The sequence below is a fragment of the Streptomyces sp. NPDC054786 genome (assembly GCF_053611685.1).
The window spans coordinates 13,152-36,233 of sequence record NZ_JBSHAW010000067.1 but is presented as its reverse complement, the minus strand read 5'-3'; the positions used below and the strand labels follow the sequence as shown (position 1 = coordinate 36,233).

Sequence of the window (23,082 nt, the reverse complement as noted above, 5' to 3'; positions counted from 1 at the left end):
GGCGCCCCCACCCCACTCGCGGGGGGCGCTCCCCGTCCGGGCCGCCCCCCAACCTTTGGGGGGGGGCGCCCCCGCACCCACCGCCGCCCCCCCCGCTCCTACTTGAACGTTCGTGCGGTCCTGGGCGTCAGACCTCGACGACCACGGGGAGGATCATCGGGCGACGGCGGTAGTTGTCCGACACCCACTTGCCGACCGTGCGGCGGATCAGCTGCTGGAGCTGGTGCGGGTCTGCGACACCGTCCTGGGCCGCCTTGGCCAGGGCCTCATCGATCTTGGGAGATACGCCCGTCAGAGCTGCGTCCTGGATGCCGGAGCCGCGCGCATGCAGGTCCGGGCCTCCGACGATCTTGCCGCTGCTGGCGTCCACGACGACGAAGACCGAGATGATGCCTTCGTCGCCCAGGATGCGGCGGTCCTTCAGATGGGTCTCCGTGACATCGCCGACCGAGAGGCCGTCGACGTACACATAGCCCGCCTGGACCTTGCCGACGATCTTGGCGACGCCCTTGACGAGGTCGACCACGACGCCGTCCTCGGCGATGACGATGCGGTCCTTGGGGACACCCGTCAGGGCGCCGAGTTCGGCGTTGGCCCGCAGGTGGCGCCATTCGCCGTGCACCGGCATCAGGTTCTTCGGCTTGCAGATGTTGTAGAAGTACAGCAGCTCGCCGGCCGAGGCGTGGCCCGAGACATGGACCTTGGCGTTGCCCTTGTGGACGACGTGCGCACCCCACCTGGTGAGGCCGTTGATCACGCGGAAGACCGCGTTCTCGTTGCCCGGGATGAGGGACGAGGCCAGGATCACCGTGTCGCCGGGGACGATCCGAATCTGATGGTCACGATTGGCCATCCGGGACAGGGCCGCCATCGGCTCGCCCTGGGAACCCGTGCAGACCAGCACGACCTCGTCGTCGGGGAGATCGTCGAGAGTCTTGACGTCGACGACCAGGCCGGCGGGGACCTTCAGATAGCCCAGTTCGCGGGCGATGCCCATGTTGCGGACCATCGAACGGCCGACGAAGGCGACCCGGCGGCCGTACTCGTGGGCGGCGTCGAGGATCTGCTGGATGCGGTGCACATGGCTGGCGAAGCTGGCGACGATGATGCGCTTCTGGGCGTTCGCGAAGACCGTGCGCAGCACGTTGGAGATGTCCCGCTCGGGCGGGACGAAGCCCGGGACCTCGGCGTTCGTGGAGTCGGAGAGGAGAAGGTCGATGCCTTCCTCGCCGAGCCGCGCGAAGGCGGGGAGGTCGGTGAGCCGGCGGTCCAGCGGGAGCTGGTCCATCTTGAAGTCGCCGGTGTGGACGACCATGCCCGCGGGGGTGCGGATGGCGACGGCCAGGGCGTCGGGGATGGAGTGGTTGACCGCGACGAACTCGCAGTCGAAGGAGCCGATCCGCTCCGTGTGCCCCTCCTTCACCTCAAGGGTGTAGGGGCGGATGCGGTGCTCCTGAAGCTTCGCCTCGATGAGGGCGAGGGTCAGCTTCGAACCGATGAGGGGGATGTCCGGCTTCTCGCGCAGGAGATAGGGGACACCACCGATGTGGTCCTCGTGGCCGTGGGTGAGCACGATGCCGTCGATGTCGTCGAGGCGATCCCTGATGGACGTGAAGTCCGGCAGGATCAGGTCGATTCCGGGCTGCTCCTCCTCGGGGAAGAGCACTCCGCAGTCGACGATCAACAGCCGGCCGCCGTACTCGAAGACCGTCATGTTGCGGCCGATTTCACCCAGGCCGCCGAGGGGGGTGACACGCAGGCCACCCTTGGGAAGCTTCGGCGGGGCGCCGAGCTCAGGATGCGGATGACTCAAAAGACTCTCCTCACCACACACGCCACGCTGCCGTCGACGGCACGTGGCGCGCATGACATTCGTGCACTTGCTATGTGGCGGTTGTTGGTCCGTATTCAGTTGTGAAGTCTGTGATCAGAGCTGTACCCCGCCGGCGGCGAGATCGCGCGTGAGCTGTTCGGTCTCCTCGGGGGAGAGCTCCACGAGCGGCAGCCGCAGCGGGCCGGCGGGCAGGCTCTGGAGGCCGAGGGCGGCCTTGGTCGTGATGACGCCCTGGGTGCGGAACATGCCGGTGAAGACGGGCAGCAGCTTCTGGTGGATCTCGGTGGCCTTGGTGACATCGCCATTGAGGTGGGCGTCCAGGAGGGCGCGCAGCTCGGGGGTCACGATATGGCCGACCACGGAAACGAAGCCGATGGCGCCGACCGAGAGCAGCGGGAGGTTGAGCATGTCGTCGCCGCTGTACCAGGCCAGGCCGCAGCGGGCGATGGCCCAGCTGGCGCGGCCGAGGTCTCCCTTGGCGTCCTTGTTGGCGACGATCCGCGGGTGCTCGGCAAGCCGGACCATGGTCTCGGTGTTGATCGGGACACCGCTGCGGCCGGGGATGTCGTAGAGCATGACCGGCAGGTCGGTGGCGTCCGCGATGGCCGTGAAGTGCCGGAGCAGGCCCTCCTGCGGGGGCTTGCTGTAATACGGGGTCACCGCGAGCAGACCATGGGCGCCGGCGTCCTGGGCGGCGCGGGCCAGCTCGAGGCTGTGGTGGGTGTCGTTGGTTCCGGCTCCGGCGACGACAAAGGCGCGATCGCCGACCGCATCGACCACGGCGCGGACCAGCTGGGCTTTCTCCGCATCGCTGGTGGTCGGGGACTCTCCGGTGGTGCCGTTGACAACGAGGCCGTCGTTGCCGGCGTCCACCAGGTGGGCAGCCAGCCGCTGTGCGCCGTCGAGATCGAGAGCGCCATCCGGCGTGAACGGCGTGACCATGGCGGTCAGCACCCGCCCGAAGGGGGTCTGCGGTGTGGAAGTCGGAGCCATGGGTCCCACGCTACTCGTAGCTCACCGCGGGTTGCGCCTCTGGGGAGCAAGGATGTGGACTCCGGCACTGCCTGCTCGGGGGTTCAAGCAGTGCCGGGTCCGTCTGTTCAGCGTAGATGAACTTCTCAAAATGCCGCAATCCGGACACCTCGCACGTCTGTCCCGCGCGCTCCGGTATCCGGCCCGCAACCTGGGCCTTATGGAGCGATCCGGCCGTTCGCATTGAATGCGCCGTACGTGAGCGGCATGAGCTCGGCCCAGTGGGCCTCCATCCGCTCGCCGACCATTTCGATCTCGCGCTGCGGGAAGGAGGGCACCTTCGCCTGCTCGTGCTGGGTACGCAGACCGAGGAAGTGCATCAGGGAGCGGGCGTTGCAGGTGGCGTACATCGACGAGAAGAGGCCGACGGGGAGCACCGCGCGGGCGACCTCGCGGGCGACGCCGGCGGCGAGCATCTCCTGGTACGCCTCGTAGGCCTGCCGGTAGGAGTCCTCCATGACGCGGCCGGTGAGCTCGGACTGCGCCGGGGTGCCCTCGACGAATTCGTACTTCCCGGGGCGGCCCTGCTGGACGAGCTTGCGGGACTCACCGGGGACGTAGAAGACCGGCTCCAGCCGGCGGTACCGGCCGGACTCCTCGTTGTACGACCAGCCGACGCGGTGCCGCATGAACTCGCGGAAGACGAAGATCGGCGCGCTGATGAAGAACGTCATGGAGTTGTGCTCGAAGGGGCTGCCGTGCCGGTCCCGCATGAGGTAGTTGATCAGGCCCTTGGAGCGCTCCGGGTCCTTCTGCAGCTCCTCCAGGGACTGCTCGCCGGCCGTGGAGACCCGGGCCGCCCACAGGACGTCGCTGTCCGCGGCGCTGTGCTTGACCAGCTCGACCGTCACCTCGCTCCGGAAGCTGACGGCTGCACTGTCGGGGCTCTCAGTGCTCTCGGCGGGGGTGTGGGACACCGGCGGTTCCTTCCGTTCGATCCTCGTGCGCGACCACCCTACGACCCGCCACTGACAGTCCGGGAAACGCGACGTGATGCCGCGTTAGCCGCAAAACGGGCGCGCCATAGCAGCGCAGGGAGCGGCCGTTGATATTTTTCACAGAAGTCCCTGAAATTGGGCACCAACCGGACGCCACAGACGTCTAACCCTGTGACAGTGCCCACCTCGAGGTTCCTAGGAGAGCCCGCTCATGTTCCGCCGGCGAGAGCCCGTCCCGTTCGCCTTCGTTGCCGAGGCAGACCGGTTCCGCAGCAATGTCACTCCCCCGCCGCGGCAGCGCGCCTCTCGTGCGCAGCTCCTCGGCCAGTCTCTCATCACGCTGACAGTCGTGGGTGGCCTGGCCGGCGCCCTGCTGTTCGGCGTTCCCGCACTGCAGCAGGACAGCTCCGGCTCGAGCCGGGTGCATCAGTCCGAGGCCGCCCATCGCTGAACGGACGGGCGGGGCGTGCCGCGAAGTGGTTCCGCTCCGCCGGTCCCGATAGCCTCACCGGTCACAGCTTCAGTCAGCGTGCCCATGAGTGAGGATCAGCCGTGCCCCTGCCCTTCCTGACGGCCGACCGCGACCTCGATCTCGACACCGGTGCCGCGGATTCGGCCGCACTTCCGCATGACGAGCCCGACCACTGGCGCCGTCCCTACCGCCCCGGACCGTGGCGGGTAGGGGCGGCGGCAATGTCTTTGCTGCTCGCCTCGTTCGTGCTGATCTCCGCAATGATCATCGCGATGGCCGGCTCGCTGCCCGGAGCCGCGGCCTGTGCGGTGGTGGGAGTGGTGATGATCGCGGCCGCCCTACGGCTGTTGCGGGTCGGGGTGTGGGTCAGCGCGCACGGGCTGCGACAGGTGAATCTGCTGCGTACGACGACCGAACCGTGGAGCGCCGTCGCCTCGGTGCGTACGCGCCAGCAGCCGGTGCGCTGGCTGGGACTGCCGCGGACGGTGCAGGGGCAGGCCCTGATCGTCGAGCGGACGCAGGGCGAGCCGCTGCGGTCCCTGCTCACGGACCACAACGGCGACTTCCTGTCCCGTCCGGAGGCGTTCGAGCGGGCCGCGGACGTACTGGAGGCCTGGGCGGCGGAGTACCGCGCCTGAGCCTCCGGCGCCCCGGGTCCGAAACGGGCCCGTACGGACCGGTCCGTACGGCCGAGGGCGGCCGTACCGGCTCTAGGCGGTCGGTACGGGCTCGTCGTCGTGCAGGGCGATGGCGCGCTGCATCGCCTTACGGGCGCGCGGGGTGTCCCGGGCGTCGTGGTAGGCGATCGCGAGCCGGAACCACGTACGCCAGTCGCCGGGCGCGTCCTCCGTCTCGGCCTGCCGCCGGGCGAACACCGCGTCGGCCGCGTCCCGGTCGATCCGGCCGCCGGGGGTCCGCGCCGGCTCGTCGGCCGGCAGTCCGCCCTCGGCCTCCAGGGCGTGCGCCAGCCGGTGGGCGTCGCGGGCGAAGCGGGTGTTGTGCCAGAGGAACCAGCCGCCGATGCACGGCAGCAGGAAAGCCACCGCGCCCATGCCCATGGCAGCCGGTTCGCCGGTCATCAGGAGGAGTACGCCCTCCAGCGCCACCACACCGAAGACGATGACCAGCACGGTGGCGAGGAAGAAGTACGTGATCTTTCCGCCCATGCCCGTCAGCCCAGGTCGAGGAAGTTTTCCAGGCCCACGGTCAGGCCCGGAGCGGTGACCACGCGGCGCACGCCGAGCAGGATGCCCGGCATGAAGCTGCTGTGGTGGAGGGAGTCGTGGCGGATGGTGAGGGTCTCGCCCTCCCCGCCGAGGAGCACCTCCTGGTGCGCCAGCAGACCGCGCAGCCGTACGGAGTGCACGGGGACGCCGTCCACGTCCGCGCCGCGGGCGCCGTCCAGGGCGGTGGTGGTGGCGTCCGGCTGCGGGGCGCAGCCGGCCTCCTCACGGGCCTTGGCGATCAGCTGGGCGGTGCGGGCGGCGGTGCCGGACGGGGCGTCCGCCTTCTTCGGGTGGTGCAGCTCGACGATCTCGGCCGACTCGAAGAAGCGGGCCGCCTGCTGGGCGAACCGCATGGTCAGCACCGCGCCGATGGAGAAGTTCGGGGCGATGAGCACGCCCACCCCGGGCGAGGCGGCGAGCGAGGTGCGCAGCTGCGCGAGGCGCTCATCGGTCCAGCCGGTCGTCCCGACCACCGCGTGAATGCCGTGACGCACACAGAAGTCGAGGTTGCCCATCACCGCGCCGGGGTTGGTCAGCTCGACCACGACCTGGGCGCCGGCCTCGACCAGCGTCTCCAGCTTGTCGCCCCGGCCGAGCCCGGCCACCAGCTCCATGTCCTCGGCGGCCTCGACGGCCCGTACGGCCTCGGAGCCGATGCGTCCCTGGGCTCCCAGTACGGCCACACGCAGCTTGCTCATCGTTTTCCGTCTCTCTCGGTGATATCGCAGCGAGGCTAAGCGACGACGTCGTCCAGCCGGGCCGCCTGCCGGTCCTTCAGGGGACCGATGACGGACAGCGACGGGCGGGTGCCCAGCACCTCACGGGCCACCTCGCGCACCTCGTCCGGCGTGACGGCCGCGATCCGCGTGAGCATCTCGTCGACCGACATCTGCTCGCCCCAGCACAGCTCGCTCTTGCCGAGGCGGTGCATCAGCGCGCCGGTGTCCTCCAGGCCGAGGACGGTGGACCCGCGCAATTGTCCGATCGCGCGGCGGATCTCGTCGTCGGTGAGGCCCTGGGACGCCACCTGGTCGAGTTCGTCGCGGCAGATCTTGAGGACGTCCTGCACCTGGCTCGGACGGCAGCCGGCGTAGACGCCGAACAGCCCGCAGTCGGCGAAGCCGGAGGTGTACGAGTACACGCTGTAGGCCAGGCCGCGCTTCTCGCGGACCTCCTGGAAGAGGCGGGAGCTCATCCCGCCGCCCAGGGCGGTGTTCAGCACGCCCATGGCCCAGCGCCGGTCGTCGGTGCGCGCCATCCCGGGCACCCCGAGGATCACATGGGCCTGCTCGGTCTTGCGGTTGAGCATTTCGACGCGGCCGGCGGTCCGGATGGCCCGGGTGCCGGAGCGTGGCGCGATCGGGACCGCGTCCGTCCGGTCCAGGGCTCCGGCCTGCTCGAAGGCGCGGCGGACCTGTCGGACGACCTTGGCGTGGTCGACGTTGCCGGCGGCCGTGACGACGAGGTGGGTGGGGTCGTAGTGCTTCTTGTAGAAGCGGCGGATGCGCTCGGGGGTGAGGGCGTTGACGGTGTCGACGGTGCCCAGGACGGGGCGGCCGAGCGGGGTGTCACCGAGCATGGTGTGCGCGAACAGGTCGTGCACACAGTCGCCGGGGTCGTCCTCGGTCATCGCGATCTCTTCGAGGATGACACCGCGCTCGGCGTCCACGTCCTCGGCCTCGACCAGCGAACCGGTGAGCATGTCGCACACCACGTCGATGGCGAGCGGCAGATCGGTGTCCAGCACCCGCGCGTAGTAGCAGGTGTACTCCTTCGCGGTGAAGGCGTTCATCTCGCCGCCGACCGCGTCGATGGCCGCGGAGATGTCCAGTGCGCTGCGCCGCTCGGTGCCCTTGAAGAGCAGGTGCTCCAGGTAGTGCGTGGCGCCGTTGAGCGACGGTGTCTCGTCGCGGGAGCCGACGTGCGCCCAGATCCCGAACGTGACGGAGCGGACCGTCGGCAGCGTCTCGGTGACGATGCGCAGACCGCCGGGGAGGGTGGTCCGGCGGACCGTGCCGGCGCCCGCCGTGCCCTTGAGAAGCGTTTGGGTACGGGCGACGGCCCGCCCCTCCGAAGAGGTGCGGGCCGTCGTCGTGTGCGTACGGGACGTCACTTGGCGGCGTCGTCCTTCTCGTCCGCGGCCTTGTCCTCTTCCTCGATCACGGGGATCAGGGAGAGCTTGCCGCGCTGGTCGATCTCGGCGATCTCGACCTGGACCTTGGCACCCACACCGAGCACGTCCTCGACGTTCTCCACGCGCTTGCCACCGGCGAGCTTGCGGATCTGCGAGATGTGCAGCAGGCCGTCCTTGCCCGGGAGCAGGGAGACGAACGCACCGAAGGTGGTGGTCTTGACGACCGTGCCCAGGTAACGCTCGCCGACCTCCGGCATGGTCGGGTTGGCGATGCCGTTGATCGTGGCGCGGGCGGCCTCGGCGGCCGGACCGTCGGCGGCACCGATGTAGATCGTGCCGTCGTCCTCGATCGTGATGTCGGCGCCGGTGTCCTCCTGGATCTGGTTGATCATCTTGCCCTTGGGGCCGATGACCTCACCGATCTTGTCCACCGGGATCTTGACGGTGATGATCCGCGGGGCGTTCGGGGACATCTCGTCCGGGACGTCGATGGCCTCGTTCATGACGTCCAGGATGTGCAGACGCGCGTCACGGGCCTGCTTCAGCGCGGCGGCCAGGACCGAGGCGGGGATGCCGTCGAGCTTGGTGTCGAGCTGCAGCGCGGTCACGAACTGCTTGGTGCCGGCGACCTTGAAGTCCATGTCACCGAAGGCGTCCTCCGCACCGAGGATGTCCGTGAGGGCGACGTAGTGGGTCTGGCCGTCGATCTCCTGGGAGATCAGGCCCATGGCGATACCGGCGACCGGGGCCTTGAGGGGCACACCGGCGTTCAGCAGCGACATGGTCGAGGCGCAGACCGAGCCCATGGACGTCGAGCCGTTGGAGCCCAGCGCCTCGGAGACCTGGCGGATCGCGTAGGGGAACTCCTCGCGGGTCGGCAGCACCGGCACGATGGCGCGCTCGGCGAGCGCACCGTGGCCGATCTCGCGGCGCTTGGGCGCACCCACGCGGCCGGTCTCACCGACGGAGTACGGCGGGAAGTTGTAGTTGTGCATGTAGCGCTTGCGGGTCACCGGGGAGAGGGTGTCCAGCTGCTGCTCCATGCGGAGCATGTTGAGGGTGGTGACGCCCAGGATCTGGGTCTCGCCACGCTCGAACAGCGCGGAACCGTGCACCCGCGGGATGGCCTCGACCTCGGCGGCGAGCGTACGGATGTCCGTGACGCCGCGGCCGTCGATGCGCTTCTTCTCCTTGATGACGCGCTCGCGGACCAGGCTCTTGGTCAGCGAACGGTACGCGGCGGAGATCTCCTTCTCGCGGCCCTCGAACTGCGGGAGCAGCTTCTCGGCGGCGACGCCCTTGACGCGGTCCAGCTCGGCCTCGCGCTCCTGCTTGCCGGCGATGGTCAGCGCCCGGGAGAGCTCGTCCTTGACCGCGGCGGTGAGCGCCTCCAGGACGTCGTCCTGGTAGTCGAGGAAGATCGGGAACTCACCGACGGGCTTGGCGGCCTTGGCGGCGAGGTCCGACTGAGCCTTGCACAGGACCTTGATGAAGGGCTTGGCGGCCTCGAGACCGGCGGCGACGACCTCTTCGGTCGGGGCCTCGGCGCCGTCCTTGACCAGCTGGATGGTCTTCTCGGTGGCCTCGGCCTCGACCATCATGATCGCGACGTCGCCGTCCGGGAGGACGCGGCCGGCCACGACCATGTCGAAGACGGCGTCCTCGAGCTCGGTGTGGGTCGGGAACGCCACCCACTGGCCGTTGATCAGGGCGACACGGGTGCCGCCGACCGGGCCGGAGAAGGGCAGGCCCGCGAGCTGCGTGGAGCAGGAGGCGGCGTTGATGGCGACCACGTCGTAGAGGTGGTCGGGGTTGAGCGCCATGACCGTCTCGACGATCTGGATCTCGTTGCGCAGGCCCTTCTTGAAGGAGGGGCGCAGCGGCCGGTCGATCAGCCGGCAGGTAAGGATCGCGTCCTCGGAGGGGCGACCCTCACGGCGGAAGAAGGAGCCGGGGATCTTCCCGGCTGCGTACATCCGCTCCTCGACGTCGACGGTCAGCGGGAAGAAGTCCAGCTGGTCCTTCGGAGTCTTGGAAGCGGAGGTGGCCGACAGCACCATGGTGTCGTCGTCCAGGTACGCCACGGCGGAGCCGGCGGCCTGCTTGGCCAGGCGGCCCGTCTCGAAGCGGATGGTGCGGGTGCCGAAGGAGCCGTTGTCGATCACGGCTTCGGCGTAGTGGGTCTCGTTCTCCACCAGGAATATCTCCTCGTCTGCGTCTGCAGCCCGTATGGCTGCAGACCGTCTTCGGTGGAGCGCCGGTGCGGGCCGGTCTTCGATCGAAGCACCCGGAGTGATGACACATGGCGTCCATGAATCATCCGGGGGCCACTACCGAGGACCGGCGGCCAGGAGGCGCTCCTACCGCGTTCAGTTTTGCGTTATGGCACCAGACTACAAAGCTTCCGTCCACCATGAGGTGGCGTGAGTGTCCGGTGCGTACGGCAAAGGGAGCGGCTCCCGGTAGGAACCGCTCCCTCTACGGCGTCTTACTTGGCGCCCGCCGCGCCGCGGCGGATGCCCAGGCGCTCGACCAGCGCACGGAAGCGCGTGATGTCCTTCTTCGCCAGGTACTGCAGCAGGCGACGGCGCTGGCCGACGAGCAGCAGCAGACCACGGCGGGAGTGGTGGTCGTGCTTGTGGGTCTTGAGGTGCTCGGTCAGGTCCGAGATGCGGCGGGAGAGCATCGCGACCTGGACCTCGGGGGAGCCGGTGTCACCCTCCTTGGTGGCGAACTCGGTCATGATCTGCTTCTTCGTGGCGGCGTCGAGCGACACGCGGTACTCCTCAGGGTTCCGGCCAGTGAGCGCCCCTGGTTTACCTCACAGGGAATCTTGAATGACTCGTCCGGGCCGTCACACAGCGTACCAGTTGCAAAACGGCCCCCGGACCGGGTGGTCGGGGGGCCGTAGCCGGGTCAGGCGGATGCGCTAGCTGCCGGTGAGGCCGCGCACCTTGCTGTAGATGTCCAGGACCGCCAGGCACAGCGGCACGAGCGACAGCAGGACCAGACCGTCGAAGAGGTCGAAGAGCCGGCCCCAGAAGGGGGTGACGCCCTTGCGCGGGACGACCAGGCCGACGCCGACCAGGAGGGCGGCGCCCACCGCGATGCTGCTGGAGAACCAGACGGTGCGGATGTTCAGCGGCCCGGAGTCCTGGTACTGCTCGAGCTGGACGAAGATGTCCAGCGGCGGGTGCAGCGCGACGCCCAGGATCAGCAGGACGATCGTCAGGATGCCGGCGATGGTCAGGCAGGCGACCTGCGCGGTGTAGTCGAAGAGCCGGGCGCGCAGCATGATCGTGATGCCGGCGGCCATGGCCAGCAGCTGGGCCCACATGTTGTCGGAGAAGCCGAGGACGACACCGGCCGAGCCGACGACCAGGGCGGCGCAGCCTCCGACGAGGCCGAGGAGCAGCTCGTGCCCGCGCTTGGCCTGGTTGGCGATCTTGACGAAGTCGACGGACTCGGTCTCGCCGCCGTTGTCGAAGGAGCCCTTGGCGATCTGGTCGGGCGACTTGTAGCCGATGGGCAGCCGGGCGAAGCGGGCGGAGAGGCCAGGGAGCCAGGCGACCATGGCGATGGCGACGACGGCGGTGACGGCCGCGACCTCGCTGGGCGCGGCGTCGGTCAGGATCGCGGCAAAGACCGCGAGGGTGCCGATGGCGGAGAGGAACGCGGCGCCGACGAAGGGTGCGTCACCGCGCGGCAGCAGGACCACCAGAAGCACCGAGGCGATCAGTACGGTCACGCAACCGACGAGGAGGTGCAGCCGACCGGGGCCGGCGCCCTCTTCGACCGGGAAGATGCCGGAGCCGGCGATCAGCAGGTGCGGCAGTGCGGCCAGGCCCAGTGCGATGGAGGAGGCGTGGTCGTCGTACACCCGGGCACGGACGCCGGCCAGGGCGACCAGGACGATGCCGACGACACCGGCGATGATGCCGGGCAGGCGGTGCATATCGCGGTCGGTGGGGTACGAGAACCACAGCGCGAACGCCATCATGACGAGCAGCAGCACACCGGCCGTGAGGCCGACGGTGTGCATGAGGTCGTCGCTCCAGCGGCTGCGGTTGCGCTTGACCGCGGAGGCGACGGCGTCGGAGACGTCGTCGAAGACCGGGAGCGGCAACGATTCGGCGAACGGCTTCAGCAGCAGCAGGTCGCCGTCGAGGATCTGCTGCTGCGCGAGCGATTGCCCGGCGTCGAGGACCGTGCCGTCGCGGCGTACGAGGTGGAAGCCGGTCGGTGCACCCTCGGCCTGGGACTGCCCGGAGAGCCGCAGGATCTCCGGATAAATGTCGACGAGTGCGACGTCCTCCGGCAGAGCCACGTCGATCCGTGCATCCGGCGCGGCGACTGTGACCCGGCAAAAGCCGGTGCCAGTACTCGTGCTCACCTGGCGGTTCCCCCTATCCGTTGGGCGTTTTGTCGCTTCGCGCGCCGTATATATAGAGCCGTCACTGCGGGACCGTGGCACGCTCGCGAGGCGTCAGCGTATCGTCCAATTCGACGACTGCCCCACCCACCCCGAGACTTGACGCTTAACAGTAGGATCAACGCCTGGTTCGGGCCAAGCACTTGGCTCGGGGGGACCGTCGAATCCAACGGGGGCGGTCCGAGACTGCGAGAAGCATGAAGGACTGATGCCTCGGTGAGCGTTGTCATCGTCAAGCGCCCGCCCCGCGCGCTGCCACCCGAAGTCCCCTCGGAGGAGGTGACACTGGAGGCGCCGCCGGAGCTGCCGCGCGAAGGCGATTCAGAGAACATGCTGATGACCCTGATGCCCATGATGGGTATGGCGTCATCGGCAGGATTCTTGTTCATGGGCAATCAGCCGTTCATGAAAATCATGGGCGGCTTTATGGTGGCGTCCACTCTGGCAATGGCGATCGTGCAGATCGTCAAGGCCCGCCAAGGGCCATCCGGACAAATGCTCCAGGAGCGTCAGGATTACCTCAAGTACCTTACGCAGAAGCGTAAAGAGGTACGACGTACCGCGCGTAAGCAGCGGGATGCGCAGCTCTTCACGCACCCCGACCCGAGCCAGTTGTGGTCCATCGTGGCCGAGGGCAAGCGGGTGTGGGAACGACGGGCGACCGACCCCGACTTCGGGCAGGTACGCCTCGGACTGGGGCCGCAGCAGCTGTCCACCCCACTGAGGGCTCCGGAGACCGCCCCGGTCGACGAGCTGGAGCCGCTCACCGCGCATGCGATGAAGGAATTCCTCGACAAGCACGGGCAGTTGGACAACCTGCCGCTGGCGGTCTCGCTGCGCGCCTTCTACCACCTGACCGTCTCCGGCGATCCGGACACGGTCTACGGCGCCTCCCGCGCCATCATCGCCCAGCTGTGCACCCTGCACTCGCCCGAGGACCTGGTGGTGGCGGTCGTCGCCGCGCCCGGTGCGCAGGCGGAGTGGGAGTGGACGAAGTGGCTGCCGCAGGTGCAGGACGCGACCACGGACGGCGCGGGCACCCGCCGGCTGGTCGTCGGTGACCTCGGCGAGGTCGAGGAGCTGCTGGCGGAGGACCTGGACGGCCGCGGGCGGTTCAACCCGCAGGGCACTCCGGTGACCGATGCCCCGCACGTGCTGGTCGTGCTGGACGGCGGCGAGGTGCCGATGGACTCGGTGATCGCCGGAGCCGAGGGCCTTCAGGGCGTCACCATCCTGGAGGTCGTCCCGGGCGACCTGGACGAGATCCGCGGCGGTCTGGCCGTACAGGTGCGGCCGGGCAAGCTGGTGCTGGAGTCGGCCAGCGGCGCGGTCTACCACGGTGTCTGCGACACCCTCTCGATCGCCGAGTCGGAGGCGCTGGCGCGCCAGCTGGCCCCGCTGCGGGCGGGCTCGGGTGCCGACGGCGAGGATCCGCTGCTGTCCTCCATGGACTTCACCGACCTGCTCAACATCGGCGACGCCGGTGCCCTGGACGTGTCGCGTACGTGGCGGCCCCGGACGCTGGCCGAGCGACTGCGCGTCCCGCTCGGTGTCGACCGTGACGGCCAGCCGGTCATGCTGGACATCAAGGAAGCCTCGCAGCAGGGCATGGGCCCGCACGGCCTGTGTGTCGGTGCGACCGGTTCCGGTAAGTCCGAGGTGCTGCGCACCCTGGTGCTCGCCCTCGCGGTCACGCACTCCTCCGAGACGCTGAACTTCATCCTTGCGGACTTCAAGGGTGGCGCCACCTTCACCGGTATGTCGGAGATGCCGCACGTCGCGGCGGTCATCACCAACCTCGGTGAGGACGTCACCCTGATCGACCGCATGCGCGACTCGATCACCGGTGAGCTCCAGCGCCGCCAGGAGCTGCTGCGCTCCGCGGGCAACTACGCCAACATCACCGACTACGAGAAGGCGCGTGCCGCGGGTGCCCCGCTGGACCCGCTGCCCTCGCTGGTGATGATCATCGACGAGTTCTCCGAACTGCTCGCCGCCAAGCCCGACTTCATCGAGATGTTCATCCAGATCGGTCGTATCGGCCGATCGATGGGTGTGCACATGCTGCTCGCCTCGCAGCGTCTGGAAGAGGGCAAGCTGCGCGGCCTGGACACCTTCCTGTCCTATCGGCTGGGTCTGCGTACGTTCTCGGCGGCCGAGTCGCGCACCGCGATCGGTGTGCCGGACGCGTACCACCTGCCGAACGTTCCGGGTTCCGGCATCCTCAAGTACGACACCGAGACGATGGTCCAGTTCAAGGCCGCGTATGTCTCCGGTACCTACCGCGGTCCGGGTGGCGGCGGTCGGGGCGGCAGCGGCGGCCGGTCGATGCGGATGCCGGTGCCGTTCACCGCTGCTCCGGTCATCGAGCAGATCATCGAGGAGCCGGTCGCCGTCGAGGCGGCCGAGCCCGAGGTCGACGACGCGCTCGCCGACACCGTGCTGGACGTCATGGTCCAGCGGATGCAGGGCCAGGGCCCGCCGGCACACCAGGTGTGGCTGCCCCCGCTGGAGGAGGCGCCGACCGTCAACCAGCTGCTGCCGACGCTGGCGGTCACGCCCGAGCGGGGCGTGCACGCCGCGGAGTACACCGCGCTCGGCAAGCTCGTGGTGCCGGTCGCGCTGGTTGACAAGCCCTTCGAGCAGCGTCGTGACGTGATGTACCTGGACTTCTCCGCCGGTGCCGGTCACGGTCTGGTCGTGGGTGGTCCGCAGTCCGGCAAGTCCACCCTGATCCGTTCCGCCCTCGCGTCGTTCGCGCTTACCCACACCCCGTCGGAAGTGCAGTTCTACTGCCTCGACTTCGGCGGCGGCGGCATGCTGACGATGGAGGGCCTGCCGCACGTCGGTGGCGTCGCCTCGCGTCTGGACGCCGAGAAGGTACGCCGTACGGTCTCCGAGGTCGTCGGCATCCTCAACGAGCGTGAGGAGTTCTTCCGGGCCAACAGCATCGACTCGATCGCGACCTACCGCCAGCGGCGGGCCGCGGGCGCCTTCCCCGACCAGAAGTGGGGCGACGTCTTCCTGGTCATCGACGGCTGGGGCACGTTCAAGACCGACTACGAGCAGATGGACCCGGTGATCCTGGACATCGCCGCCCGGGGTCTCGGTTTCGGTGTCCACCTGGTCCTCGCCGCCTCGCGCTACACCGAGGTCCGGCCCGCGCTGCGCGACCAGCTCCTCAACCGCGTCGAGCTGCGCCTGGGTGACCCGATGGAGTCGGAGTTCGACCGCAAGCGCGCGGAGAACGTCCCGATGGGCAAGCCCGGTCGCGGTCTGTCCCCCGAGAAGCTCGACTTCCTGGCGGCGCTGCCGCGTCTGGACGGCATGAGCGACCCGGAGACGGTCTCCGACGGCATCGCCAACCTGGTGTCGACGGTCAACGAGCACTGGCAGGGCGAGCCCGCCCCCAAGGTGCGGATGCTGCCGACCATGCTCCACATCAACGAGCTGCCCAAGGGCAGCGACTACCCGGAGCACGGCATCGCGATCGGTGTCGACGAGACCACGCTGTCGCCGGCGTTCATCGACTTCGAGACCGACCCGCTGCTGGTCATCTACGGCGAGAGCGAGTCGGGCAAGTCGTCGCTGCTGCGCCTGCTGACCAAGCGGATCGCCGAGCGGTACGCGTCCGACAAGGCGCTGCTGGTGGTCTCCGACTACCGGCGCGCGCTGCTCGGCGAGGTCCCCGAGAGCCATCTGTACAAATACTGCGCCGCGGGCCCGCAGTTGCAGGAGGTCATCAGCGGTCTGGCGGGTTCGCTGGGCCGACGGATGCCGGGGCCGGACGTCACGCCGGAGCAGCTGCGCAACCGCAGCTGGTACGACCTGCCGGACGCGTTCGTGGTCGTGGACGACTACGACCTGGTGGCCACCAGCAGCGGCAACCCGCTCCAGCCGCTGCTGGAGTACCTGCCGTTCGCCCGTGACCTGGGCCTGCGCCTGATCATCGCGCGCAGCTCCTCGGGTGCCGGCCGGTCGTCGTTCGAGCCGGTGATGCAGCGTACGAAGGAGCTGGGCGCGCAGGGTCTGATCCTGTCCGCCGACCCGGCCGAGGGGCCACTGATGGGCAACATCAAGGGCCAGCAACTGACGCCTGGCCGCGCCACGTTCATCACGCGCAAGCGTGGTGCGCAGCTGGTCCAGACGGGCTGGCTGCCGGCGCACAGCTAGGAACAACCGGATTTCCGCACAACGGCGGTGGGGCGCCCTTCTCAGGAGGGGCGCCCCACCGCGGTTTCCTGTGCGCCCGGTACGTCCGCGCGCGAGGGCTCCGGTCAGCCGAAGGCGCCGTGCTGGTCGGTGTCGGGGGTGGTGGCCCCCGTGCCCTTCTTCTCCTTCTCCGGCTTGGCCTTCGGGTCCCGCACATCGCCCGCCGCCGGCTCCGGATCGGCCGGCTGGGTCCGTATGCCCTTGGCGACGCCCTCGCCGCCGCGCGTCTTGGCCTCGCCGTCCTTGGCCGGTCCGAACGGGTCGGGCCCGTGCGCGGCCGTGGAGGTGTCCCACTGGTGCCGTACGACCGGCCCCTGGCTCTGGCCGCCACCCTTGCCGCCGCGCCTGCCGAACGCGCCGCCCAGGCCGTTGGCGAGCTGGCCGAGCGCCATGAAGCCGTATGCGGCCTCGGGGCCGGACGACGACTGCCCGTTGCCGGCGGAGTTGTTCACCGGTGGAGCGCCGTGGTCCTGGCTGTCCTTGTCGTCCTGGTGCGCGGCGGCCGCGTTGTCCAGGTCCGCCGCCGCCAGTTCGAAGGCCGGCAGCGAGTCGTCCACGGACCGCTTGAGGCGGTGCCACTCCGCGGCGAACGCCTCGCCGGCCGGACCGTGCCAATTGGCCGCCGCGGCGGTGCCGACAGGCCGGTCCAGGTCACGGACCATGCCGTCGAGGTGCTTGCCCATCTCCCGCCAGCCGGACGCCGCTCCGTGCAGCGCCTCGGGGTTGCGTCGCTCGCTCACTTGACGCTCCGCATCATCTCGACAAGCTCGCCCTCGGCCGCCTGCGTATTGGCGACGGTCTCCTTGATACCGCTGCCGACCTCGGCGAGCCGCTCCTGCAGTTGGACGAGGGCGTGCTCGGCCTGTTCGTACAGCTCACGGAAGGGCCGGGCCGCCTCGTCGCTGCCGAATCCGTCCCGCAGGGCTTCGGCATCCGCCCGCCGTCTGAATGCGGCCAGCTGCCGGCTCAGTTCTTCCGCGCGTATCTCGAAGGTCGCACCGAGCTTGTGCAACTCCTCCGTACTGAGCCGGACTTCGTCGGACATCATTTCTCCCCGAATTGAATGGCAGCTACCTGCCAACATCGCCCCAGGTCTAGCACACCCGCAATAGGCCGGAAGCCCACTGCCGAGCCACCGGCGGGCGGACCGCGGAATGCATACGGAGCAATTCACGGCAATACCGACAACCCCCGCCTTGACGCCCCGTTCACACCCGTCATTAGACTCAGGACGCCGGTGCAGCACATGCGGTTGCTGTGCCATTACGTTCAAGGGGGCAAGGATGAGCAACGAGCGGCAGATCCAGGACGAGGACCTGATGGACGTCGCCCAGGATCCGGAGCAGGCGCACCGGCTGCGTAAGGCACTGAAGGTCCTGGCGGACAACCCCAACGTCGGCGGCAAGCTCCAGGAGATGGCCAAGGAGGTGCTCTCCGGCCGCATCGGCATGAAGGACGCCATCCAGACGCCGGGCTACATGGACGCCATCGGCGACCGGCTCGGCGAGATCCGCCGGGCCGCGGAGGACCAGACGATGGCCGAGCGCGAGGAGTCGCGCGAGAAGTTCGCCACCTGGCAGCGCGAGCAGGAGGCGAAGGAGGACGAGGAGCGCGCCGAGCGCGACGGTCCGTCGAGCAACATCGTCACCGGCTCCTCGCGGCGCGGCGGGCGCAGCCACCGGGGCTGACCTCCGGCTGTCTGCCGGCCCTTGCGCGGCTTTTGGCCGCGCAACCACTCCCGGTCGCCGAAGGAAATCAGTTCAAAGAGTTCATAGCGCCGATACGGAAGAAAGCAGATCGCCCCCCACGGAGAATTCGGGGAGATCTGCTTCCTTTCCAGCACACAGCGATCCCGTTTTCTCCACAACGGGCTGCAACGGGCCACAACCACAACGAACACCACTCCCGCCTCGCAAACCACCGGTGCGACCCCCCACACACACGCCCCGGCCTGCGTGTTCCAGTTCCGGCACAGCCGCCGCGCGGTCCCGCGTGCCCGGCCCGGATCATAGAATCGAGCTGGTACACGCAGGAATCCACGAAGGTGGAGGGCGGGATTGATGGGGGACGAGGAAGCCATGAGCACCTCAGACGAAGGAAACGCCGCATCGGCCGGCTACGCACCGCATCCGTACGTCGGCGGCCGCACCGCCGCGCTTCGCGCACTCGCGGCCTGGCGTATGCGATGGCCCGGCGCACCGCGCGTCATCGTGGTCACCGGAAACCCGGGCAGCGGACGCTCACGCCTGATCACCGGCTTCCTGATGATGTGCGATCCGGACTACCGCAAGCAGCTGCCGCTGGACGACCTGGACCCGGCCACCGTGCCCCCGGACCTCCCGGTGCCCGCGGTACCGAACCCCACGGGGCTCACCTCGGCACAGCTGCTGTGGCTTCTCGCCGATCACTTCGGCCTGAGCGCGGAGCGCAGTGAAGACATCTTCACCGAACTCGCCGCTCGTGAAGAGCCGGTGTCCATCGTGGTGCCGGACGTCGATCAGGCCGGCCCGGTACGTGCCGCGCAGGAACCGGCCCGCCTCGTGCGGGACGTGCTCGAGCCGCTCGCCGCCACCCCCACGGTGCAGCTGATCGCCGATGTGCCGCGGGAACTGGCCGCGGAGCTGGCCGGGGCGCTGCCGGCCGGCCAGGCACAGATCATCGATCTCGACGCACCCGAGTGGGCCGACCCCGAGGGCCTGGTACTGCAAGCCGAGACCGCGCTCAACCTCGCCGTCGGTGCGCCGGAACTCCCGTACACCACCGACCCGTCCGCCCGCCGGGCGCTCGCCGGGGCGATGGCCGAGCGGGCCACCGGCAACCGGCTGACCGTCCAACTCGCCGTGCAGTCGCTGCTCATGCAGCCCGAGGGCTTCGATCCGGCGGACCCCGCCCTGCTGCCGAGCAGCGTCGGTGAGGCGCTCGATCTGCACGCCCGCCGGCTGGGCGCCGATCCGCAGACCCTGCGGCTGATACTGGCGCCGCTCGCCTTCGCCGAGGGCGAGGGGCTGCCCGTTCAGCTGTTGGGGCCGCTGGCGAACGCCGTCGCCGGCCGGGACATGTCCCAGGACCTCGCCGAAGGCATGCTGCTGGCGGCCCCCTTCATCCAGCCGGTCACGCCCCAGGACGAGGGCGAGGACAAGGTCGAGGATGAGGGCGAGGGTGAGGGCCAGGACGGCCGCACGCTGCTGCGCCTGATCCACCCCGGCATCGCCGAGGAGATCCGCTCCGGTCTGCCGGACGTCCGCGACGCCCAGACCAAGATCGCCATGGCGCTGCTGGAGGCGGTGCCCCAGCAGGACTGGTCCCGCGCCGATCCGTACATCCGCGACCACCTCCCGGCGCACACCCTCGACGCCGGTCTGCTCCCCCAACTCCTCACCGACCCGGGCCTTTTCGCGCACGCCGACCCGGTGACGCTGCGCACCGCCATCGAGGCAGTACCGCTGGAGCAGTTGGGCGCGCCGGCCCGTACGTACTTGCGTACCGCTCCGCTGCTCACCCGCTCCCTGGCGCCGGCCGATATGCGGGCGGCGTTCCTGGAGACCGCGTTCGTCGAGGACGGGCTGGCGCCGTGGGCGCAGGCGCTGCACACGCTCGGCTTCACCCTGCCGTGGCGGACGCTGTGGAGCGTGCCGCTGGCCGGCGTCCGCGCGGTGACGACCGGCACACTGTCCCCGGACGGCGAAGCCGGCGCGCCGGCCGAGGGCGCAGAAGCCTCGGCGGACGCCGGCAGCGCACCCCGCCCCATCGCCGCCTTCCTCGTCCCCGAGGGCACCCCCGGCTCCCGTGCGCTGCCCGGCGGCGCCCCGGAGGGCGAGGCGCCCGGGGGTGCCGGCCCGGCGCTCCTCCTGCACGATCTGCTGGCCCCCGAGTACCTCGACGCCGACCCGTCGCGGGTGGTCCAACCCTCGGACGAGACGCGGGCCACGGCGCCCTTCGGCTTCAGCCGCGGCGCCGACTATCTGCGGGTCTGGGCCCGCGCAACCCAGGAGGTGGTGGCCGCGCTGGTGTCCGACGCCCCGATCACCGGCGCCGATCTCTCGCCGGACGGTGTGCTCGTCGTCGCCACCGAGCGCGGGGTGACCGCCCGACAGATCCTCGCGGCCGCTCCCGCCACCCCCACCGTGCCGGCCCAGCGCACCCGCACCACTGACGCCGACGCTTCCCACGGCCTCGAAGGAGACCACTCGTGATCACCCAGGCGCAGGCACACGCCACCGCCGCCCGCTGGCTCAACCCGGAAGGGCATCAGGGCCCGCCGCGCGAGGTGGCCATGCAGGAGTTCGACCTCGGCTGGGTGGTGTGGGCCGTACCGCCCCCCGCGGAGGTCGACCCGGAGACCGGTCAGCGGCGCCCGCCCGCCGAGATCGGCACCGCGTGCGGTGTCGTCGACCGGGAGTCAGGTGAGCTGACGGTCTGGCCGTCCGTACCGGTCGACGAGGTCGTGCGGATGTACCGGCAGAAGAACGGCAGCGCGGAAGACGAAAAGCCCGCCCGGCAGCCGGTCACCGGCCCTGGAAACACTGCCGTCGCGACCTACGACGACCCGACGACCGGCGAGGAGACCAGCCTCGTCAAGGTCTCGGCACCGGGGCAGCCGCCCGTCGAGTTCCAGCTCTACGACGAGTTGCGGCGCCTCGGCGTGAACGCCGCGGACGTCCGCGCGGTCCACACCGATCTGCGGCCGGCGCTGCTGCCCGGCGGCTACCCGGGCGACTTCGTCCTCCGCACGTTCCCGAACGCCAGCTTCTCCTGCACCGAGGGCTACGGCATGCGCCCCGAGGAGCGCGCCGAGGGCATCGCCGGGCTGCTGCGGCACGTCGAGATGATGCATCAGATGGCGGGCCAGCAGGCGCCGCCGCGGCCGTACCGGCTGCCGCTGCCGGAGCGGGTCGAGGCCGCGCCGCAGCTGCGCGATGTGGCGCTCGGCAAGCACCTGGTGGAGGTCTTCGGGCCCGAGGGCGTACGCCGCCCGGACGCCGACGACCTCGCCGCGAACCAACTCCCCGAGGCCACCAAGAACACCCTGGTCCGGGCCGGACTCCCGCTCGCGGTGCCGTACTTCTTCACCGCGGACCGCCCCGACACCCCGCCCCCCGGCGGGATGTTCACGGACGTGGCGACCCATCTGCGCGAGATCGGCACCCAGGCCCAGGACCGGACCCTGGAGACCCTCGCCGGCTACGTCCGCCTCGGCACGGACGGCCTCTACACCCTCGCCGTCCAGTGCACCGCCCCTGAGGACAACCAGGGCCTGGTCGGCACCATTTGGGCCGTCCAGCCCTCCTCAGGCGGCGGCCGCTTCGTCAACCGCACCCTGTCCGCGTACCTGCGCTCGCTCGCCCTGCTGGTCACCACGCGCCAGGAGATGGCGGGCATGGACCCGGTCGAGGCGGGCACCGCCGTGGCCGGCTTCCAGGAGCAGATCGCGGCGATCGACGCGTGGGCACTGGATGACGCCGGCAACTGGTGGTCGCTGGTGATCGAGCAGATGTGGCACGGGTTGTTCTGAGGGAGTGGGGTGGGGGTGGGCGTGTCCGCGAGGGCGTGGAACGCACCCCTGACCCCTGAGCGAGCAGGGCGGTGGAGACCCGCTCCCACGCGCCGTCGGCGACCCGCTTTTGCAGCCGGTTGTGGACTGGGGCTGGTCCTGATTGCGGGTCTCCACCGCTGCCCGTTGGCCGTCGACCGCGGGCGTAGGGGGCAGCGGTCGGTCATCAGCCTCCATCGCCGGCGGTCATCTGTCAGCCGTTGAGCAGCCAGCAGCCGCCGAGCGCCAGCAGGCCGAGCACACAGGCACCCACAGCCATGACTTCGAAGACGCCCTTCTTGTTCCGCTCGACGACCATGAGGTCCTGCTGGGACTTGGCGGCCATGAGGAACGGACTGCCGTCCGCAGGGGCCCCAATGGCCAGTTCGCCACGCTCGTCGTCACGGGCCTCGCCGCGTACGTAGAACTGCGCGTCTGCCCGGACGACCCACTCCTCCTGCTGGTGGCCGAGGGTGTGTTCGGTCGAGGGGTCAAGGAAATTGAGTACATCTCGGGCACCATGCCGGTTGTTGCGACCAGGCTGGCCGGACTGATTGACCTGGTAGGCCTCGAAGTGGTCAACGGTCTTGGGCGCGTGGTCGACGATGCGCTGCGCGGGGAGTACGACGAGGGAGCCGGATGCGTCCTGCAAGAGGAAGGGGGAGGCACTGATGACATCGGAGACCACCTCGCTCTTGCGAGTGACGTGGTCGCCGCTGTATTCGTCAGAACTCGAAGCCTTTCTCCGGATCTCGTACTTGCGCGTGATCCTGGTACGGAACCACACGCACTCCGTCTGTCCCAGCTGGGATGTCAATGGACCGCTGGGGTGGGGACGGGCAGTTCCTGCCACCTCGACATGACGCCGGAACGCACCGGCTCCGACCGCACCCAGCCCCGCCCGATGCAGATCGCGCAGTTCGCGAGACGACACCGGTTCGGTGGTCACCATGGCGTGGATGCGCTTCCTCGCGCCCAGCACCTGGAAGACGCACGCCACTCCCAGCCCCAAAAAGAACAACCCCAGGAACGCAAGCACCTGGCTCATACCTTCTCCCCTTCTGTCGATGTCGTACGTCAGCGGTACAGCTCGCGGAACCTGCGGAAGAGCTCGTAGAAGTCCCTGAACAACTGGCGCTCCTACCTGACGAGAACCGCCACGGCGAGCGAGGAAAGAACCGCCAGGGCCGACAGAGCGAGCACTACGACGGCCCATTCCCACCAATTCGCGATGGTGGCTCCTGTTGTTCCTGGGACGGGAGGTCAAGGGGG

Annotated in this window: 18 protein-coding genes; 6 read left to right on the top strand and 12 right to left on the bottom strand. The window is 69.5% G+C overall.

Features of this window, described 5'->3' with window-relative positions; genetic code table 11:
* Positions 1-127 precede the first annotated feature (127 nt).
* From ACWGI6_RS36005 to thyX, 3 genes are all read right to left on the bottom strand, one after another.
* A complete protein-coding gene (locus ACWGI6_RS36005; RefSeq protein WP_453271399.1) occupies positions 128-1,813 on the bottom strand; it encodes a ribonuclease J in 1,686 nt (561 codons plus the stop codon).
* 114 nt (positions 1,814-1,927) lie between these two features.
* The gene (gene dapA / locus ACWGI6_RS36000) at positions 1,928-2,827 is read right to left on the bottom strand and encodes a 4-hydroxy-tetrahydrodipicolinate synthase (RefSeq protein ID WP_453271398.1); all 900 of its coding nucleotides are present in this window, start codon (positions 2,825-2,827) and stop codon (positions 1,928-1,930) included.
* A gap of 197 nt (positions 2,828-3,024) precedes the next feature.
* Positions 3,025-3,783, bottom strand: coding sequence for an FAD-dependent thymidylate synthase (thyX, locus tag ACWGI6_RS35995; RefSeq protein WP_453271397.1), 759 nt, complete (start codon positions 3,781-3,783; stop codon positions 3,025-3,027).
* Between the two features lie 232 nt (positions 3,784-4,015).
* Here thyX and ACWGI6_RS35990 point away from each other — a divergent pair, with 232 nt between their 5' ends.
* Both ACWGI6_RS35990 and ACWGI6_RS35985 read left to right on the top strand, forming a co-directional pair.
* The gene (locus tag ACWGI6_RS35990; RefSeq protein WP_159469538.1) at positions 4,016-4,255 is read left to right on the top strand and encodes a hypothetical protein; all 240 of its coding nucleotides are present in this window, start codon (positions 4,016-4,018) and stop codon (positions 4,253-4,255) included.
* A gap of 101 nt (positions 4,256-4,356) precedes the next feature.
* Complete coding sequence (locus ACWGI6_RS35985) at positions 4,357-4,914, top strand: PH domain-containing protein (RefSeq protein ID WP_453271396.1); 558 nt, start codon at positions 4,357-4,359, stop codon at positions 4,912-4,914.
* Positions 4,915-4,986: 72 nt separating this feature from the next.
* Here ACWGI6_RS35985 and ACWGI6_RS35980 read toward each other — a convergent pair whose 3' ends face one another.
* The 6 genes from ACWGI6_RS35980 to eccD all read right to left on the bottom strand — a co-directional run bounded on the left by ACWGI6_RS35980 (position 4,987) and on the right by eccD (position 12,029).
* The gene (locus ACWGI6_RS35980; protein ID WP_453271395.1) at positions 4,987-5,442 is read right to left on the bottom strand and encodes a hypothetical protein; all 456 of its coding nucleotides are present in this window, start codon (positions 5,440-5,442) and stop codon (positions 4,987-4,989) included.
* A 5-nt stretch (positions 5,443-5,447) separates the two neighbouring features.
* Positions 5,448-6,200: a 4-hydroxy-tetrahydrodipicolinate reductase gene (dapB, locus tag ACWGI6_RS35975; protein WP_453271394.1), complete on the bottom strand. Its 753-nt coding sequence runs from the start codon at positions 6,198-6,200 to the stop codon at positions 5,448-5,450.
* Positions 6,201-6,235: 35 nt separating this feature from the next.
* Complete coding sequence (locus ACWGI6_RS35970) at positions 6,236-7,615, bottom strand: M16 family metallopeptidase (RefSeq protein WP_453271393.1); 1,380 nt, start codon at positions 7,613-7,615, stop codon at positions 6,236-6,238.
* Entirely contained in the window at positions 7,612-9,831 is a 2,220-nt protein-coding gene (locus tag ACWGI6_RS35965) for a polyribonucleotide nucleotidyltransferase (protein WP_453271392.1), read from the bottom strand. Before ACWGI6_RS35965 ends, ACWGI6_RS35970 begins: the two co-directional genes overlap by 4 nt.
* 293 nt (positions 9,832-10,124) lie before the next feature.
* Entirely contained in the window at positions 10,125-10,412 is a 288-nt protein-coding gene (rpsO, locus tag ACWGI6_RS35960; protein ID WP_030991941.1) for a 30S ribosomal protein S15, read from the bottom strand.
* A 153-nt stretch (positions 10,413-10,565) separates the two neighbouring features.
* On the bottom strand, positions 10,566-12,029 hold the full coding sequence (gene eccD / locus ACWGI6_RS35955) for a type VII secretion integral membrane protein EccD (protein ID WP_453271391.1): 1,464 nt from the start codon (positions 12,027-12,029) through the stop codon (positions 10,566-10,568).
* A 255-nt stretch (positions 12,030-12,284) separates the two neighbouring features.
* On the opposite strand from eccD, the gene eccCa reads away from it, so the two are divergent.
* A complete protein-coding gene (eccCa, locus tag ACWGI6_RS35950) occupies positions 12,285-16,241 on the top strand; it encodes a type VII secretion protein EccCa (protein WP_453271390.1) in 3,957 nt (1,318 codons plus the stop codon).
* Between the two features lie 104 nt (positions 16,242-16,345).
* On the opposite strand, the gene ACWGI6_RS35945 is transcribed toward eccCa, so the two are convergent.
* On the bottom strand, positions 16,346-17,020 hold the full coding sequence (locus tag ACWGI6_RS35945) for a WXG100 family type VII secretion target (RefSeq protein WP_453271389.1): 675 nt from the start codon (positions 17,018-17,020) through the stop codon (positions 16,346-16,348).
* Complete coding sequence (locus tag ACWGI6_RS35940) at positions 17,017-17,325, bottom strand: hypothetical protein (RefSeq protein ID WP_453271388.1); 309 nt, start codon at positions 17,323-17,325, stop codon at positions 17,017-17,019. Before ACWGI6_RS35940 ends, ACWGI6_RS35945 begins: the two co-directional genes overlap by 4 nt.
* 238 nt (positions 17,326-17,563) lie before the next feature.
* Here ACWGI6_RS35940 and ACWGI6_RS35935 point away from each other — a divergent pair, with 238 nt between their 5' ends.
* The 3 genes from ACWGI6_RS35935 to ACWGI6_RS35925 all read left to right on the top strand — a co-directional run bounded on the left by ACWGI6_RS35935 (position 17,564) and on the right by ACWGI6_RS35925 (position 21,792).
* Entirely contained in the window at positions 17,564-17,968 is a 405-nt protein-coding gene (locus tag ACWGI6_RS35935) for a hypothetical protein (RefSeq protein ID WP_453271387.1), read from the top strand.
* Positions 17,969-18,358: 390 nt separating this feature from the next.
* Positions 18,359-20,473 carry an ATP-binding protein gene (locus ACWGI6_RS35930; RefSeq protein WP_453271386.1) on the top strand — a complete coding sequence of 705 codons (2,115 nt, stop codon included), beginning with the start codon at positions 18,359-18,361 and terminating at the stop codon, positions 20,471-20,473.
* Positions 20,470-21,792 (top strand): SUKH-4 family immunity protein, encoded by a 1,323-nt coding sequence (locus ACWGI6_RS35925; protein ID WP_453271385.1) that lies wholly within the window; start codon positions 20,470-20,472, stop codon positions 21,790-21,792. Before ACWGI6_RS35930 ends, ACWGI6_RS35925 begins: the two co-directional genes overlap by 4 nt.
* 232 nt (positions 21,793-22,024) lie before the next feature.
* On the opposite strand, the gene ACWGI6_RS35920 is transcribed toward ACWGI6_RS35925, so the two are convergent.
* Positions 22,025-22,858 (bottom strand): GIDE domain-containing protein, encoded by an 834-nt coding sequence (locus ACWGI6_RS35920; protein ID WP_453271384.1) that lies wholly within the window; start codon positions 22,856-22,858, stop codon positions 22,025-22,027.
* Positions 22,859-23,082: the final 224 nt, after the last annotated feature.

What these genes read in the sequence shown, in the direction of transcription:
- dapA (WP_453271398.1), bottom strand. Translation starts at nt 2,827, where the DNA reads ATGGCTCCGACTTCCACACCGCAGACCCCCTTCGGGCGGGTGCTGACC.
- ACWGI6_RS35990 (WP_159469538.1), top strand. Translation starts at nt 4,016, where the DNA reads ATGTTCCGCCGGCGAGAGCCCGTCCCGTTCGCCTTCGTTGCCGAGGCA.
- ACWGI6_RS35980 (WP_453271395.1), bottom strand. Translation starts at nt 5,442, where the DNA reads ATGGGCGGAAAGATCACGTACTTCTTCCTCGCCACCGTGCTGGTCATC.
- dapB (WP_453271394.1), bottom strand. Translation starts at nt 6,200, where the DNA reads ATGAGCAAGCTGCGTGTGGCCGTACTGGGAGCCCAGGGACGCATCGGC.
- ACWGI6_RS35940 (WP_453271388.1), bottom strand. Translation starts at nt 17,325, where the DNA reads ATGTCCGACGAAGTCCGGCTCAGTACGGAGGAGTTGCACAAGCTCGGT.
- ACWGI6_RS35935 (WP_453271387.1), top strand. Translation starts at nt 17,564, where the DNA reads ATGAGCAACGAGCGGCAGATCCAGGACGAGGACCTGATGGACGTCGCC.
- ACWGI6_RS35930 (WP_453271386.1), top strand. Translation starts at nt 18,359, where the DNA reads ATGAGCACCTCAGACGAAGGAAACGCCGCATCGGCCGGCTACGCACCG.
- ACWGI6_RS35920 (WP_453271384.1), bottom strand. Translation starts at nt 22,858, where the DNA reads ATGAGCCAGGTGCTTGCGTTCCTGGGGTTGTTCTTTTTGGGGCTGGGA.